Here is a 17,345-nt window from a genome sequence, read left to right on the forward strand (position 1 = left end):
CAAACTGCTGGCGGTCAACGCCGCCATTGAGGCGGCCAAAGCGGGCGAGCACGGCAAGGGTTTCGGCGTGGTGGCGCAGGAAGTCAAAAGCCTGGCTGAACAATCGCGGCAGGCGACCAACCAGGTGCGCACCATCCTCGGCGACATTCAGAAGGCGACGGCGACGGCGGTAATGGCTACCGAGCAAGGCGGCAAGGCGGTGGAAGCAGGCACCTTGCAAACCGAAGCGGCGGGAAAGTCGATCCAGGCGCTGGCAGTCAGTGTCAGCGAGGCGGCGCAGGCGGCGACGCAGATCGCCGCCTCCAGCCAGCAGCAGCTGGTGGGAGTGGACCAGGTGGCGGGCGCGATGGAGAGCATCAGGCAAGCCAGCACCCAGAACGTAAGCAGCGCCAAGCAACTGGAAACCGCGGCCCGTAACTTGAACGAACTTGGTCAGCGGCTCAAGCAGATGGTCGAGCGCTACAAAGTGTAGAAAGCGAATTGCGATGAGCACCAAGGAAGATGAATTCTTCATGCAGCTACGGGCGACTTTCAGGATCGAAGCCGCGGAGCATTTGCAGCTGATTGCAAACGGCTTGCTCGAACTGGAAAGAACGCGTGAGATCAAAGCGCAACGTAGCCTGGTCGAGGCCATGTTTCGCGCCGCCCATAGCTTGAAAGGCGCGGCGCGGGCAGCCGACTTCAGCGAGATCGAATCGCGCTGTCAATCGCTGGAAGACATGTTCGCCGGCTGGAAGCGACAGGAAAATGTCCTGGCGCCCGCTGCCTTCGACGCCGCCCATCTCACGCTCAACGCCATCAGTATCAACTTGTCCGCACCGGAGCTTGCGGGCGCCGTGCGGGCGCCAATCGCAGAGCATGCGTTCGGTCCGCCGGATCGGCGACCGGCGGTGTCCCCCGATGCCTCTGCGCCAGCTGTTGCGCCGCTACCTGGTACGGCGAAACCGGCTTTTTCCTCCGAAGGAAGCGTGCGTATCGCCGTTGCCAAACTCGACATGCAGATGACGGAAGCGGAGGAGATGCTGGCGGTAAAACTCACCACCGTCCAGCGCGCGCAAGACTTGCGCGAGCTGACACAGCGCTTCGGCGCCTGGAAAAACCAATGGGCAGCGCTTGAACCGGAAGTCCGTGCATTGCGGCAGACGACTGACCGCCCTCTGCCGGGCCGCACCGGCTACCCGGCAGGCCTGGGCACGGTCCGCATGCTGGAATTTCTCGACTGGAATCTGGCCTACATCAAGTCGCTTGAAAGTAAAGTAGCGGGACTCACCCGCACCGCCGACCATGACCGCCACGTGGTCGGCAAGCTGGTGGACGATCTGCTGGAAGATTCCAAGAAGCTGCTGCTGCTGCCGTTTGCCACGCTGGCGGCGCCGTTCCCGAAACTGGTGCGCGATCTCTGCCGCGACCAGCGCAAGGAGGCAAACCTGGTGATCCGCGGCGAACAGGTCGAGATCGACAAGCGCATTCTGGAGGAAATGAAAGATCCGCTGATGCACCTGCTGCGCAACTGCGTGGATCACGGTATTGAAACGGCCGAAACGCGGGTCCGCCTGGGCAAACCCGCGCGCGCCACGATTACGCTCGCGGTGTCGTCCATGAATGACAGTAAGATAGAACTCCTGGTGTCCGACGATGGCGCCGGCATCGACACGAGCAAGGTCAGGCATGCCGCAATCGAACACGGCTACCTGTCGGAGCAGCAGGCCCGCCAGCTTGGCGACGCCGAACTGCAGGCGCAGATTTTCCAGGCCGAAGTATCGACCAGCCCGATCATTACCCGGCTATCCGGACGCGGCCTGGGCCTGGCGATCGTGCGCGAACGGGCCGAAAAACTGGGCGGCACGGTTAGCGTCGAGAGCCGGCCGCAGCAAGGAAGCAGCTTTCGCATCACGCTGCCTTCGATGCTGACGACATTCCGTGGAATTCTGATCGAATCGGCGAGACGGCTGTTTATTGTGCCGACCTTCCACGTCGAACGGGTGGCCCGCCTCAAGGCCGACGATATCCAAACGGTGGAAGGCCGCGAAACCATTTCCTTGGATGGGCGCGCCGTGGCCCTGGCGCGGCTGGCCGACGTGCTGGAGCTGCCGCCTGCGCAGCGTAACGATAACGACAAAGCCGGCGCTTTGATTCCAATCACGATCCAGGTCATGGTCCTCGGCACGGCCGAACAGCACATCGCATTCGCCGTGGACGCGGTGCTGGACGAACAGGAAGTGCTGGTCAAACCGCTGCGCAAACCGCTCTCGCGCGTGCGTCACATCGCCGGCGTTACCGTGCTCGGCACGGGCCAGGTGGCGCCGGTGCTCAACGTCGCCGACCTGCTGAAATCGGCCATCAAGATCGGCAATGCGGCAGTGGTGAACAAAAAAGCAGCGCCAGTCAAGGCGATTCTGGTCGCCGAGAATTCCATCACCTCCCGCATGCTGATCAAGAACATTCTCGAATCTGCCGGTTACACAGTTGCCACGGCGGTGGACGGCATGGAGGCGTTCACCCTGTTGCGTTCCGAGAAATTCGACCTGCTTGTATCCGATGTGGAAATGCCGAGGCTGAACGGTTTCGACTTGACGACAAGGATTCGCGCCGACAAAAAACTGACGGAACTGCCGGTGGTACTGGTGACGGCTCTGGATATGCGGGAGGACCGCGAGCGCGGCATCGATGTCGGCGCCAACGCCTACCTGGTCAAGAGCAGCTTCGACCAAAGCAACCTGCTGGAGGCGGTACGACGGCTGATTTAAAGACAGCAACATTAAAGGGATAAATCTTTCATGACCGACCACAAGATCAAGGTACTGGTAGCAGAAGACTCGGCAATAATACGCATGTTCCTCGTGCATTTGCTTGAATCGGATCCGCAGATTTGCGTCATCGGCGCGGTCGGCGACGGCCAGGCTGCGGTAGATTTTGTCAATCAGGAAAAACCCGACGTGGTACTCATGGATATCCATATGCCGCACATGGACGGTTTTGAGGCGACCCGCCGCATCATGCAGACGCGCGCGGTACCGATCGTCATTTGCAGCGCCGCCGCGAACGCCAGGGACCTCGTCATTTCATTCCAGGCGATGGAAGCTGGAGCGATTGCTTGCATTGAAACACCTTACGGCCGCGAGCAAGGCGATTTCGACGCAACCGCCGCCCACTTGCTGGAAACGGTGAAGCTGATGTCCGAGGTCAAGGTGGTTCGTCGTTCTGCCTACTCGCGGCCGCCATCCGCGCCTGCGGCACACCCATCGCAGTACACCTCGACGCGCATCAAACTGATCGGCATCGGGGCCTCCACCGGCGGACCGCCGGTGCTGCAAACCATCCTCGCCTCGCTGCCTCGTGATTTTCCCGTGCCGCTGCTCGTGGTACAGCATATTGCGCGCGGCTTCATGGCTGGCATGGCCGAGTGGCTGAACCACACCACCGGCAGGCAAATCCACATCGCCTCCTACGGGACGTATCCCCTGCCGGGCCATGCATATCTGGCGCCCGACGATTTTCACATGGGCATCGATGCAGACAGCAGGATTGTCCTGACGCGAGAAGAACCGGAAAATCACTTGCGTCCCTCAGTGTCGTTTTTGTTCCGCTCGCTGGCCGAGGCCTGCGGCCCGGGCGCCCTCGGCATTTTACTCACCGGCATGGGCCAGGACGGCGCGGCGGAATTAAGACTGATGAAGGATAAAGGCGCCATCACCATCGCCCAGGATCAGGAAAGTTCGGCGGTGTACGGCATGCCGGGCGTAGCCGTCGCTCTGGGCGGCGCCACGCATGTGCTGGCGGCAGACAAGATCGCCGATGCGCTAGCCGCGCTGATCCACCAGAAAAATGACCTGTCGAGGAGCTGAAATCATGGATTCAATCGTGCCAGTGATCGATCCGCCGGAGAAAATCCTGATTGCCGAAGACAGCCCGACCCAGGCGCAAAGATTGCGTAACATTCTCGAACAGCAGGGTTACGAAGTGAGCGTCGCCGCCAATGGCCGCCTGGCTCTGGAAATGGCCCGGCAGTTGCCGCCGGCACTGATTATCAGCGATGTGATCATGCCAGAAATGGATGGCTACCAGCTGTGCCGCAGCATCAAGGCGGACCCTGCCCTTCACAACATCCCGGTGATCCTGGTCACCACCATGTCCGATCCTCAGGATGTGATTCGCGGACTGGAGTGCGGGGCCGATAATTTCGTTCTCAAACCATATGACGAACGCTATCTGCTCAGCCGGGTGCAATACGTGGTCCTCAATCGCGCATTGCGCCGGACCGAGGACGCGGGGATGGGAGTGGAAATCTATTTCGACAGCCAGCGCCATTTCATCACCGCCGATCGGCTGCAGATTCTCAACCTGCTGCTGTCCACTTACGACGCGGCCATCCAGCGCAACAAGGAATTGAACGAGAGTAAAGAGGCGCTGGAAATCAGCAATCAAGAACTGGAGAGCTTCAGCTATTCAGTCTCGCACGACCTGCGCGCGCCGTTGCGTGCGATCGACGGCTACGCCAACATCCTGGAGGAGGATTACGCCAGCCAGCTGGACGAAGAAGGACTAAGGTATCTATCGGTAATCCGCAACAACACCAAGCGCATGAGCACCGTGATCGACGAGCTGCTGGCATTCTCCAGGCTGGCGCTGCATGCCATCATTGCGGATGAGCTGGATATGAATCAACTGGTGCAGGAAGTCATCGAAAGCACTTGTCAGGACCATCAGGAATACCGGGCGCACAAAATCGCGGTGAATTCTCTGCCGCCGGCCCAGGCCGATCGCGGGCTGCTGCGCCAGGTGTGGGCAAACCTGATCTCCAACGCCCTCAAATACAGCAGCAAAACCGCAGCGCCAATGATAGAAATAAGCGGCCGCAGCGATGGCGTTGAAAATGTGTACTCGGTCCGGGATAACGGCGCCGGCTTCAGCATGGAATACTACGACAAGCTGTTCGGCGTATTCCAGCGCCTGCATCGGAACGAAGATTTCCCCGGGATCGGCGTCGGCCTGGCGATCGTCCATCGGGTGGTGACGCGCCATGGAGGACGAGTATGGGCCGAGGGCAAGGTCAACCACGGCGCCGTGTTTTATTTTGCGCTGCAAGCCGGAGAAAAAAAATGAAGGATCTGGAACAGGTCGATGTTCTGCTGGTGGAAGACAGCGATGCAGACGCGGAGATGACGATACGCGTCCTCAAAATCAGCTGCGCGACCATCAAAATTGCGCGCGTCCGCGACGGTATCGAAGCGCTCGACTTCATTTTCTGCAGCGGTGCTTACCAGCGGCGTCGCAAAGACCATCCCAAACTGACCTTGCTGGATATAAAGATGCCTGGATTGAGCGGCATCGATGTGTTGCGGCGCGTGAAGTCGGATGAACAGACAAAATCCATCCCGGTGGTGATGTTCACCTCGTCAGGCGAAGAGCGCGATCTGCTGGAGTGCTACCAGCTGGGCGTCAACAGCTACCTCACCCAACCGGTAGACGCCGCGGCATTCACGAAGGTGCTATCGCAAGCTTGCTGCTACTGGACCAATTTGAACAGGCGTCCAAACGATTTGTAACAAAAAAACGGAGAATCTATGACTGAGGCGATCAAGGTATTGCTTGTCGAAGATGCGATCGAAGATGCGGAACTGTTGATTCGTGAAATGCGCAAGGGCGGGCTGGAGATCGACCCTCTGCGGGTGGATACGGACGCAGGACTTGCGCACTCGCTGCATCACTTCGACCCGGACGTGATCCTGTGCGATTACTCTGTGCCGGGCGTCAGCGGCATCAGTGCGCTGGCCATGGTGCAGCAGCAGAGGCCCGATATTCCGTTCATATTCGTGTCAGGGACCATCGGCGAAGAACGTGCGATAGAGGCGCTCAAGCAAGGCGCCGTCGATTATGTACTGAAAGACAATCGGGCTCGGCTGCTGCCGGCAATCGAGCGCGCGCTCAAGGAAACCGAGGCGCGCCAGGCGCTGCACAGGGCCGAGCAGGAACTGGCTGATAGCGAAGAGCGCTTTCGCTCCATCGCAGATGCGATCGTCGAGTGGATCTGGGAAATCGATGTCAATGGCAGCTTCACCTACTGCAGTCATGCCAGCAGCACGATCCTGGGTTATGCGCCGGAAGAACTCATCGGCACAAACGCCAACAACTACATGCTTGAAGAGGACGGCAAGTCGGCCGGCAATCTGGCACAAAGCGCCTTCGCCAACAGGCACGGCTGGCGCAATCTGACGTTCCGCTGGAAACATAAAAACGGCAGCACCTGCTGGCTCGAAAGCAATGCGGTGCCATTGCACGGAAGCGACGGTGAACTTGTCGGTTATCGCGGCGCCGATCGCGACATTACCGATCGCGCCTGGCAGCAAGAAAAGAACGAGCGTTTGAACCGTTTTCACGCCATGCAAAGCGGCATCAATTCGGCGATCACACGCATCCGCGAGCGCAATGCGCTGCTACGCGAAGCCTGCCGGATCGCGGTCGAAAAAGGCGGGATCAAGCTTGCCTGGAGCGGCTTTGTCGATATGGAGTCGCATGCATTGACGCCCGTCAACTGGGTTGGGGAAGACGCCGAGATCTTGAGCGGATTTCATCTGACCGTGCGCGACAACAAGGTTGAAACAGGATCGATCGTGAACAAAACGATCGACCTGTCCAAGCCTGTCGTCGGCAACCTGCTCGACTCGGACATGCTCCATCCGCAACGCGCAGAGATGCTGCTTCAGCGCGGCGTCCGCTCGATTGCCGTACTGCCGATGGTGATAGGCGGACGCGTGGTTGGCGTCTTGGCGCTCTATTCCTCGCAGTCGAATGCATTCGACTGCGAGGAAGAGGCCTTGCTCCAGGAACTGGCCGACGACCTTTCTTTCGCACTCGATTATCTGGAAAAAGAAACCGCATTAAACTACCTCGCCCTGTACGACGTGCTGACGGAGCTGCCCAACCGCAAGCTGTTTTTTGAACGTACAGCGCAATCGATCCAAGCCTGTGAGCAGACACGCGGCAGGCTTGCGCTGGTCGTATTGGACATCCGGCGCTTTGACCTGCTCAACGACACGTTTGGCAAAGCCAAAAGCGATCAGGTGCTCAAGCTGCTGGCAAAACGGTTGAGCACAGATGAGCGCATCAACTGCGCGCGCATTGGCGGCAACACGTTTGCCATGGCGCTATCGGATCTGCACAGCGATGCAGACGTCGCGCACGCATTGAAGAAATATGTATTCGACACCCTGGCTCGGCCGTTCTCGGTCGAGAATCAGGAAATAAGCGTCACGGCAAGATGCGGAGTTGCACTATATCCGGCTGATGGCGCGCACGTCGATGAACTGCTGGGCAACGCCGAAGCCGCCTTAAAGAGAGCAAAACTATCCGGAGCGGAATATATCTTCTATACAGAGAGCCTGAATGCGCGTATTGCCCAACAGCTTGTCCTGGAAAGTCAATTGCGCCTAGCCATCGTGGACAAGCAATTTATTTTGCACTACCAACCCAAGATTGCCGCCGACGACGGCCGTCTGGTCGGCCTCGATGCGCTGATCCGCTGGAACAGCCCAAAACACGGACTGCTTCCGGCGCGTGAATTCATTACGATCCTGGAACAGACGGGAATGATCGCGGAGGTAGACAAGTGGGTGCTGCAAAAGGCGGCATCCGACTATCGCGACTGGTACAGACAGGGCTTCAATCCACCCTCGATTGCTGTCAATATTTCAGCAGACCAATTGCGGCACCCCGATTTTCTGAAAACCGTCTGTGACGCGGTGGCGGGACGCGATGGCGAAGAGCCGGCTGCAATCCATCTGGAAATCGCCGAGTCTGCTCTCGCCGAGAACGTCGATAGCATCATCCCATCCTTGCTGATACTGAAAGACAAAGGCATCGGCATTGCCATCGATAATTTCGGAACCGGCCATTCGTCGCTCAGCTACCTGGCCAAGATCCCGTTGAACGCGATCAAGATCGACAGCGCCTTTATCGCGGATCTGACCACCCATACCGGGCAGATAACCATCGCTTCGACCATCATATTGCTGGCGCACGCACTCAAGCTTAAAGTCATTGCCAAGGGCGTGGGGACTATCGAGCAGCGCACCCAGCTGCAGTTTATGGGATGCGATGAGCTGCAAGGTTATTTACTTGGAAAGCCAATGACCGGAACCGAGGTTGAAACTCTGCTGTCCAGTTTGAGCAGAGCGCGAGGGACGGGACATGAACGACCAAACGAGCGCTGATGAGATGCTGCCTCCGATCGGCAGTTCGCTTGCCGAGCAGATCTTCGCCGGCAAGGGAGAGATGGCCAGTCTGATACGCGCCACGGACTGGTCCAAGACGCCGCTTGGCCCGGTCGAAGCGTGGCCGCAGAGCCTTCGAACCGCCGTCAGCATCTGCCTTGGCTCACGCCATCCGATTGTCTTGTGGTGGGGGCCGGAGCGATGGATGTTCTACAACGACGGCTACCGGCCGCTGCTAGGCGGAAGAAAACACCCTCAGTACCTGGGCCGCCCCGGGCAAGAGTGCTGGGCCGAGATCTGGGACATCATCGGCCCCATGATGGACCAGGTCATCGACAGCGGCGAGGCCACCTGGTCGGAGGACCTGCTCTTGCTGATGCTCCGCAACTCCTACCTGGAAGAGACCTACTATACGTTCTCATACAGCCCGATTCGCGACGAGACGGGGCGGCCGAGCGGTATCTTCAACGCATGCTCGGAGAGCACCGCGCGCGTTCTCGACAGACGCCGCTTGAAGACGCTGCGCGAGATGGCGATAGAGGCGCGAACCACCGACGAGGCCGCCCGGCTCTGCGCCGAGATTCTAGGGCGCAACCCGCACGACATCCCTTTCGCCCTGGTGTACCTCGCGGATAGCACCGGCAAGCAGCTCCACCTGGCCGGCCACGCGGGCCTGGAGCCAGGGACCGCTGCCAGCCCGCTGACGGTGGACATGGCGGACGCGGACGCCATCGGCTGGCCCCTGGCACGCGTGGCTGGACATGGGCAGGCGGAGACGGTAGAAGATCTGGCCGATCGTTTCGACTGCTTGCCCAGGGAACCCTGGGATGAGCCGGCGCACCAGGCGACGCTCCTGCCCATCGCGCACCCCGGTGCGCAACAGCTGGCCGGGGTGCTGGTACTCGGGATCAGCCCGCGGCGGGCGTTCGACGATGATTACCGCGGCTTCTTCGATCTCGTCGCCGGGCACGTCGCCACCGCCGTATCCAATGCCCGCGCCCTTGAGGAAGAGCGCGAGCGTGCCGAGAAGCTCGCGCAACTGGATCGGGTGAAGACCACTTTCTTCAGCAACGTGAGCCATGAGTTCCGCACCCCGCTTACGTTGATCCTGGGGCCTCTCGAAGACGCCCTTGGCGATCCAGGGCGGGTCCTTCGAGGCGAGAGTCTTGAGGCCGTGCATCGAAGTGCGCTGCGTCTCTTGAAGCTCGTCAACAGCCTGCTCGACTTCTCGCGCATCGAAGCCGATCGCCTCACGTCGTCGTTCGAACCCACCGACCTCGCCGTCCTCACCGGCGGCCTCGCCGGATCCTTTCAGTCCCTCCTGGAATCGGCAGGACTGAAACTGGTTGTCGACTGCCCGCCGCAACCAGAGCCTGCCTATGTCGATCGAGCTCAATGGGAGAAGATTGTCCTGAACCTTATCTCGAATGCCTTCAAATTCACGTTCGAGGGCGAGATTGCGATCCGGCTGCACGCGGCCGACGGCCGAATCGCGCTATCCGTAACCGATACCGGCACCGGCATCCCCACCGCGGAGCTGCCCAAGATCTTCGAGCGTTTCCATCGTGTCGAGGGAGCGCGAAGCCGGAGTTTCGAGGGAACCGGGATCGGACTCGCCCTGGTCCACGAGCTTGTCAAGCAACATGGCGGCGAGATGCGCGCGGAGAGCGTGGTCGGCCAGGGCAGCACGTTCGTCGTGACCATCCCCACCGGCGCCGATCACCTCCCCAAGGATCGGATCTTGTCCGAGTCCCGGCCCGCAGCGGAGAGCGCCGGAGCAGCGCCGCACCTGCTGGAAGCCGCGCACTGGCTCAGGGGCGGAAACGCCGCCATCGCCGGCACTGCCACGGCCGGCGTCCCAAGCCTCGTCCAGCCCGCCGCCTCGGCCGCCTCGACCGCCACCTCTGGCGCACGCGTCCTGGTCGCCGACGACAACGCCGATATGCGTGAATACCTGGTCCGGCTGCTGGCGCCGAGATGGGTGGTTGAAGCCGTCGTGGATGGGCAAGCTGCTCTCGACTCGGCGCTCGAAGGGCCGCCCGACCTGGTTCTCAGCGACGTGATGATGCCGCGCATGGACGGCGTCGCCCTGCTGCGAGCGCTGCGGGCCGATGCAAGAACCAGCACGGTTCCGGTAATTCTACTTTCGGCACGCGCCGGCGAAGAGGCAATCATCGCCGGACTCGAAATCGGCGCCGACGACTACCTCGTGAAGCCGTTCTCCGGGCGCGAACTCATCAGCCGGGTCGCTACCCACATGGAGATGGCGCGGGTGCGCCGCGTGACGGCAGACATCGCGAACGAGCTGGCAGAGACGCGCGCGGCCCTGCTCAAGCATGTCGAGCGCAAAAACCAAGAGCTGGAAGCTTTCAGCTACTCCATCTCGCATGACCTGCGGGCGCCCCTGCGCGCCATCGACGGCTTCAGCCAGGCTCTTCTGGAAGATCACGCCGAGCAACTCGATGCAGAAGGCCAGCACTACCTGCAACGGGTGCGCGCCGCCGCCAAGCGGATGGGCGAGCTGATCGACGACCTGCTTGAGCTCTCGCGAGTGGAACGGGCGGATCTGCGCCGCGAGCCGGTCGATCTCGCTAGCCTTGGCCAGCGTATCGGCGACTCGCTAGCCAACAGCGAGCCGGACCGCAAGGTGGCGTTCGTCGTCAATGACGCTCTTGTCGTGGATGCAGACTCGCGCCTGCTTGAGATCATCCTGGAGAATCTGCTGGGGAACGCGTGGAAGTTCACAAGCAAGACGTCCTCTCCCCAGGTCGAGCTTGGATCGGTAATGAAGGATGGCCAAACCACCTTCTACGTGAAAGACAATGGCGCCGGCTTCGACGAAACATACGCGGCACGTCTCTTCGCGCCGTTCCAGCGCCTTCACTCGGAACGTGAATTCCCCGGGACCGGCATCGGTCTCGCCACCGTCAGACGAATCGTGGAACGTCACGGTGGACGTGTGTGGGCAGAAGGAAAGGTCGATCAAGGAGCCGCAATCTATTGGACGCTGCCATCGCCCAGACACGGGGCGTTGCCGGGAGGTTCCGCAGCGGATCCGCCGAGCGTGGATTCGATGCGGTAGCTTCTGCTGAATTTCGACACGGGTTTAGACATTCGCACGTCGCCCGTGAGTGCGGGCGATGCGAGCGGCCCGCTCAAAAAAGGTGTCGACGGTGGCAACGACAGTTCAATCTTGTTACTGATATGAAGCCATTTTCTCGGACTAACCGTACATGCAGCGCCAGATTTTATCGCGACTAAGCCGCCTTTAAAGAACCGCAATCGGCCAGGAGCCGACGGTCGCACAACGGACCAATTTGATGGCACGGTAGTAACTTCTCTTGGCATTGTGTGCATGCTGCCATGCCTCACTTCGTTCACCGTCAGGTTTTAGAAAATGCATATTCGAGGTATTGAAGGCGAGTTTAGCCTTACCCTGCTTCACAAGACTCCAAGTCAGAGTCCGGAAGAACCTGAAGCTGGAACCATAGTGTTGCCGTTCCGGCAGGCCTATGCTTCCAAATCAAGTCGGCAAAACAATACTTCCAGTCTTCGCAAGAAAAATGTTTCTTATTCATATTTGAAACTCAATTTCCTACATCACTGCTGGTCGGCTGATACTTAATCTGATCGGCAGCCGCATTCGTGCTGGTTACTTCGACAAATAGAACTATGTCACTCGACATATTCTGAAACAAGGCGCACCGATACGGTGCGCAACTCGCCGCACTGTGTGCACCTGAACCGGGCTGCAGCAAAACTCCGCCGTGTCATCAAAACATTTTTTTCGAATGTCTTCTAGCGGTGGTTACAGCCGGTAACAATCAAAGCGTCAACCATACAACGAATCGTCACGTTGAAAAAAAATGGAACAGGACACGCTCGTGTGGTCCGCCATATTTAAAGCGGAAAGATAGCAAGCATGGAAATTAATAAAAAACAATTCACAGCTGCGTTGTCGTCGTCACTCATTATCAGGCCCCGTGGCAACGACGAAAAAATGCCTGCCCATGCCAAGCCCCCTACGCAAGGTCTGGAGCGCGCGACGCATGCTCAAGAACACCCTGTCCACATAAAGAAGAGGAAAAATGACGTGTAAGAATTTTAGGCCGTAAAACAGGACGCCTTTTTGGATTCACTCGCAGGCACCACAATCACGCCGAGCCAAAGGAATGAACCGTCAGCGGCCAAGATTACTTGTGGCTCAACCAGCAAAATCACTTTCAAAGAAAATGATTTTCCTACATTAGGGGAAAAAATTGGATTTCTCATTCAAAAAAATAAGTAGCTTTTTAGGTGTCGCAATGGTGTTTTCACTCGGCGCGATGTCTGTGCAAGCAGAATCCTTCGTCCATCCTGGCGCTTTACATACCGCAGCCGACTTTGATCGCATGAAAACCAAAGTAGCTCAAGGTGCCCAGCCTTGGCTCGACGGTTGGAATGTTCTTATCAAGAATCCGCATGCGTCACTGAATTGGACACCTCGTGCTGTGGATGTGGTTTATCGCGGAAAAGATGCCGACGGCCATCATGAAAATTATGGCTCGCTATTCAATGATGCTGCCGCAGCTTATGCTCTTGCCTTGCGCTGGAAGATCAGTGGCGATGACGCTTATGCCGATAAGGCGGTCGCCATTTTGGACGCATGGTCGGGAAAATTGACCGAGATAGGCGGCAACTCAGACAGATTCCTGGCGTCCGGGATCTATGGCTACCAGTTCGCCAACGCGGCAGAGATCCTGCGCACATACAAGAAATGGCCGGAGAATAACTTCGACCGTTTCAAAACGATGATGCTCAGTGTCTTCTATCCGATGAACCACGATTTCCTGGTCAGGCATAACGACGCGAAAATTGACCACTACTGGGCCAACTGGGACCTCGCCAACATGGATTCCATGATAGCCATCGGTATCCTCGCCGATCGCCGCGACATCTACAACGAGGCGATCGACTACTTCAAACACGGCAAGGGCAACGGCTCCATCGATCATGTGATATGGAAGATCTACCCGGAGGGGCTGGGGCAGACACAGGAGAGTGGGCGCGATCAAGGTCACAATACACTCAACGTTTCCTTGCTAGGTGCGTTTTGCCAGATGGCGTGGAATCAGCATGACGATCTGTTCGGCTATGAAGACAACCGCGTCCTGAAAGGTATTGAATACATTGCCAAATACAACCTTGGCCAGGACGTCCCATACACGCCGTACCGCAACAGCGATGTAACCCAGGAAGTGATTGCCAGCGCCGGTCGCGGCGATACTCGTCCAGTCTGGGAATTATTCTATAACCACTATGTGGTTCTCAAGGGACTGGATGCGCCGTATATAAAGATGTTCGCGGAAAAACTACGTCCTGAAGGTGGCGGCGGCAATTACGGCCCGAACAGTGGCGGATTTGATCAGCTAGGGTACGGCACTCTGACTTACACTTTGCAATAAGAGCATCTCTTCGGATTGAGGTGGTTTTGCCATTGCTGGCAAGCCACCTCAATCCACTCCAAAGCACGGAGATGATCCAGGCAAAGCCCGCGGCGCAATTGATGTTCCCGTTAAATTGCTGATCGAGCTTTATAAACAATCCCCCAAAATCTGTTTCATGTAAATTGCCGTGTGGTCCTGGGTTATTTATTCGCCTGCAATCGCCTTGATTATTGGGCGGGACATGCCGGACATTTTCACAAAAACCTTGTCTAAATCCATGAAAATAAAAACGGTGACAACAAATTACTCCTCCCGAACGGGAACTGCCGCAGGCGGCGCCGGCATAGAAATAAGACCACTTAGCCCGGCCTGTTGTATTGCAGAAGCAATGGCTTGATAGCCTTCCGCACTGTCACGGTACAACGGCACAATAGAAAAATCTTTGTCCGCCGGATTGTTCGGAACAAGAACCTCAACCTCAGCGCCCGCCGCCTGGAGTCGAGAGGAAATTGACAAGGCGCGCTCTTTGGAAGCAAATATGGCCGTGACATAGCGATGCTTCGCCACTGACGGCAGCAGCGTATCCGAATCCGATGAAGAGTTCAGTTGTACGGAGGGAGATATTCTGTCCGCCGATTCCGACGACTGCGGAAATTCCTGTTGAGTTACTGCGCCTGGCGTGACAAACAAATTATTTGAACTTGTCTCAGCAAACTTGACCTGGTATTCATTGTTCTCGCTTTGCCTTAGGATCAGACCTCGTTCCTGAAGAGATTTTTGGAAAAGAATGAAAATTTCATCAGGTGAAAGCGGATCGATTGAAGCCAGATTAATTTTTCCGTGCACGTCTGGATTCAGACGAATCGTTCTTCCCGAATATTGACTAACCAGACGCACCGCATCAAGCAATCCAATATTGCGCCAAATGACATAAAAACGATCATCACAAAAAGCCGCAGTTGTATACGAAAACAAATAAAGGGCTAGTAGATATGCAGTGTTTTTTTAATGTTGATGTCTTAAACATAGCCCCAAACAAATAGTACGACGCTCCCATGGATACTTTTCAAAATTGGATTTCCATCGAAGAGCTGATTGTCGGCAGATATCCTGTTGATACCTGCCGACAATCAAAACATCACATCAACGCGACAATCTGCGCTGCACTCAACGCACCGCGATAAATGCGGAATTCATCCATCAACCCATTGAAGTACGGAGTGCCAGTAGACTGACCGCGACCGATCCAGTTCTGGCTAGTGTTACCCATGCGAAACGGCGCCAACGCGATCGCAGGATTGCTGCCGACCACACTGCCATTGACATACATGGTACCGACACTGCCCGCCAGGGTGACTGCAATATGTACCCACTGTCCAGTCGGAAAAGCGGTGGTGCCATCGATGATTTGCTGACCGCCGCCGCCACTGAGCGTGATTGAAAAGCGCGGCCCGGCATTGCCATTTTTCGACGTCAGCAGCATTTCATGGCTGCCGCCGTCGCTAAAGTCGAGCACACGCGCTCCGCTGTTTGATGTCCGCAAATAAATCCAGGCTGCGATCGAGAAATCGGAGATATCGGTCAAGAGGTTGGCCGGTAGACTGACATAACCGTCGCTGCCGTTGAACGATGCCGCCATGCCCTTTTTTCCGGTTGCCCAGGTAACCCCGTTGACCAGCACCCCATTGTGCCCTTGGCCGCTGGAGTCAGCAGCTGTGGTGCCGCTGCCGTCATCGAACGTCAGATAGGTCTGTAGTTGCACGGCCGTAATCGCAGTGACCTCGTTAGAGGCTGCGCTGACCCCGGATGGTGTTACTGCGGTGACGACATAGTAGTAGGTACCTGCGGCAAGGCCGCTGTCGGTATAGGCCAGCAGATCGCTGATGCCGGTTGCGATGGTTGTGTAAGGCCCGCCGGCAGTCGTGCTGCGCTTGACGTTGTAGCTGGTTGCGTACGCACTACCCCACCAGGACAGGATCACCTGGGCGGCACTCGCACTGGCGATCGCCGTGAGGCCACTCGGCGCTGCGCCGATGGCAATCGGATCACGCGTGAAGGTCAATGTTCCATAACCAAGCTGGTCGTAGCCACCGCTGTCAGGTCCATAGTTGCCACCGCCACCTTCCGGCTGTACCAGTGCTGCAAATTTTTGGGAATAGGGAGCAGCCAGCCCCTTGCGATTAACATAGTGGTTATAAATTAACGCCCACTCTGGCCGCACGGTGCCCTGTGCGCCGGTAGCGAATGCGGTATCGGTTACATTGGTGTTCTGGTAAGTTGCGAACGGCACAGCATAATAGGTCGTTCCAGATTCGATCAAATTACCCTTGGCGGCATATTCGGCGCCGGCCAAGACCCGGTTGTTATCGTAGCCATACAAGTCGACGCCCTGATTCCAGGCCATCTCACAGATGGTGGTCAGCAACGAAATACTGAGCGTGTTATGCCCCTGGTCGCGACCTGCCTCTTGTGTTTGTCCCAGATGGCCGGGATGGATATAGTAGATGGTTTGCGCAACGGCGCCGTTGCCTGCGCCGGTCTTGAAATAGTCAACCGCTTCGTTGAATATGGCCTTGTCGTCGCAGAGGACACCGATGGCCATGATCGACGCTATGCAGCACAGCTGCCAGTTGGAATAAACCGTCAATGGCGCCAGGCTGACATTCAGTCCATGATCGTTCTGCACATAGAAAATGGTGCGCATCATGTTCTGGAAACTGGCAAAATCCGCCGCTGCCCAGCCCGAATAGGTGCGCATGATCTCACCGGCATTGGCGAACTGGTAGCCCTGGATACCGGACGCCAAGAAACCGTCGATGCTGCCGCCTATGCCGGTCAGCTTCGCAGACCACGCATTCATGATTTGCACCGCTTTGTCCGCATAGGCGGTGTCTCCCGAGATTTTCCAGCGCAACGCACAGGCATAGGCGGCAGCGACATCGTTATATAGCGAGCCGAAATTCTGCGCATGCACGCCGTCGCTACCCCGATAGACCACCGTCTGTGGATTTGGCGTATACGACAGGCTCGCATGGCTATTCAAAATCAGTACATTCCAACCGTCGATCCACGGCGATGCCTTCGCCGCTACCTTCTGGCTCATGCGATCAAAGTCGGCTTGTGTGTGCAGCAGGCCGGGATGGACAAATGCGTTGCTTACGGGTGTTGTCGGGGTGGTCGTTGTTGTCGTTGTTGTCGTTCCGCCGGAGGTGACGGGCGTGCTGCTCGTCGCGGGTGCTGTTGCGGGAGTGGTGGTCGCGACAGATGTGCTGCCCGTGCTACTTGAGGTCGTCGTATCGCCACTGCCCCCTCCACCGCCGCAGCCCGCTAGCAGCAGGACGCCAAGGCTGGAGATAAAATTGCGCCGCGAGATGCCGCTGGCGTGCTGTTCATCACTGGATGCGTCATTTGCATCGACAAGTGCCTGCAACAATTTGCCGTCGGTGCCAACTACTGGATTACTCATTCTCTTACCTTTCAATTTTATATTTTTCGATCATCTGAAACCGCATGAGGCATGAGCGCTAGCGATTTGAAATATGTACCTTGACGAGCTTGCAGTAACGCCATTCGTCAAGTTTTAAACTTGACGCGAAGCAGCAAATATTGCGCCTACAGGAAACATTTCGGAATAATAGGCAACATGTCCGAAACAATGTTAGCGCTAACAATTTTGGTCAGTTTTTTTGTCATCCAAACAAATTTTTGT

11 protein-coding genes are annotated in these 17,345 nt (G+C 57.4%); 9 read left to right on the forward strand and 2 right to left on the reverse strand.

The features are described from left to right. From KHU33_RS22530 to KHU33_RS22570, 9 genes are all read left to right on the forward strand, one after another. Positions 1 to 472, forward strand: a 472-nt coding sequence (locus KHU33_RS22530; protein ID WP_230414488.1) for a methyl-accepting chemotaxis protein, incomplete at its 5' end; no start/stop codon positions are given. Between the two features lie 13 nt (positions 473 to 485). Beyond that, positions 486 to 2,747 (forward strand): hybrid sensor histidine kinase/response regulator, encoded by a 2,262-nt coding sequence (locus tag KHU33_RS22535; RefSeq protein ID WP_211467101.1) that lies wholly within the window; start codon positions 486 to 488, stop codon positions 2,745 to 2,747. Between the two features lie 30 nt (positions 2,748 to 2,777). After that, complete coding sequence (cheB, locus tag KHU33_RS22540; RefSeq protein ID WP_211467103.1) at positions 2,778 to 3,845, forward strand: chemotaxis-specific protein-glutamate methyltransferase CheB; 1,068 nt, start codon at positions 2,778 to 2,780, stop codon at positions 3,843 to 3,845. A gap of 4 nt (positions 3,846 to 3,849) precedes the next feature. Continuing rightward, positions 3,850 to 5,103 (forward strand): sensor histidine kinase, encoded by a 1,254-nt coding sequence (locus tag KHU33_RS22545; protein ID WP_211467105.1) that lies wholly within the window; start codon positions 3,850 to 3,852, stop codon positions 5,101 to 5,103. Then, positions 5,100 to 5,546, forward strand: a complete 447-nt coding sequence (locus KHU33_RS22550) for a response regulator (RefSeq protein ID WP_211467107.1) — start codon at positions 5,100 to 5,102, stop codon at positions 5,544 to 5,546. Before KHU33_RS22545 ends, KHU33_RS22550 begins: the two co-directional genes overlap by 4 nt. 18 nt (positions 5,547 to 5,564) lie before the next feature. Beyond that, complete coding sequence (locus tag KHU33_RS22555) at positions 5,565 to 8,210, forward strand: EAL domain-containing protein (RefSeq protein ID WP_211467109.1); 2,646 nt, start codon at positions 5,565 to 5,567, stop codon at positions 8,208 to 8,210. After that, on the forward strand, positions 8,188 to 11,292 hold the full coding sequence (locus tag KHU33_RS22560) for an ATP-binding protein (protein ID WP_211467111.1): 3,105 nt from the start codon (positions 8,188 to 8,190) through the stop codon (positions 11,290 to 11,292). The genes KHU33_RS22555 and KHU33_RS22560 overlap by 23 nt, the downstream gene beginning before the upstream one ends. 840 nt (positions 11,293 to 12,132) lie before the next feature. Next, on the forward strand, positions 12,133 to 12,309 hold the full coding sequence (locus tag KHU33_RS22565) for a hypothetical protein (protein ID WP_211467113.1): 177 nt from the start codon (positions 12,133 to 12,135) through the stop codon (positions 12,307 to 12,309). A gap of 160 nt (positions 12,310 to 12,469) precedes the next feature. Further along, positions 12,470 to 13,654 (forward strand): alginate lyase family protein, encoded by a 1,185-nt coding sequence (locus KHU33_RS22570; protein ID WP_230414489.1) that lies wholly within the window; start codon positions 12,470 to 12,472, stop codon positions 13,652 to 13,654. Between the two features lie 285 nt (positions 13,655 to 13,939). Here the strand turns inward: KHU33_RS22570 and KHU33_RS22575 are convergent, their stop codons facing one another. Together KHU33_RS22575 and KHU33_RS22580 are read right to left on the reverse strand one after the other, a co-directional pair. After that, a complete protein-coding gene (locus tag KHU33_RS22575) occupies positions 13,940 to 14,611 on the reverse strand; it encodes a hypothetical protein (protein ID WP_211467115.1) in 672 nt (223 codons plus the stop codon). 163 nt (positions 14,612 to 14,774) lie between these two features. Next, positions 14,775 to 17,102, reverse strand: coding sequence for a LamG-like jellyroll fold domain-containing protein (locus KHU33_RS22580; RefSeq protein WP_211467117.1), 2,328 nt, complete (start codon positions 17,100 to 17,102; stop codon positions 14,775 to 14,777). Between the last annotated feature and the right edge of the window lie 243 nt (positions 17,103 to 17,345).

This window comes from Collimonas silvisoli, from assembly GCF_018305005.1.
Taxonomy (GTDB): Bacteria; Pseudomonadota; Gammaproteobacteria; order Burkholderiales; family Burkholderiaceae_D; genus Collimonas; species Collimonas silvisoli.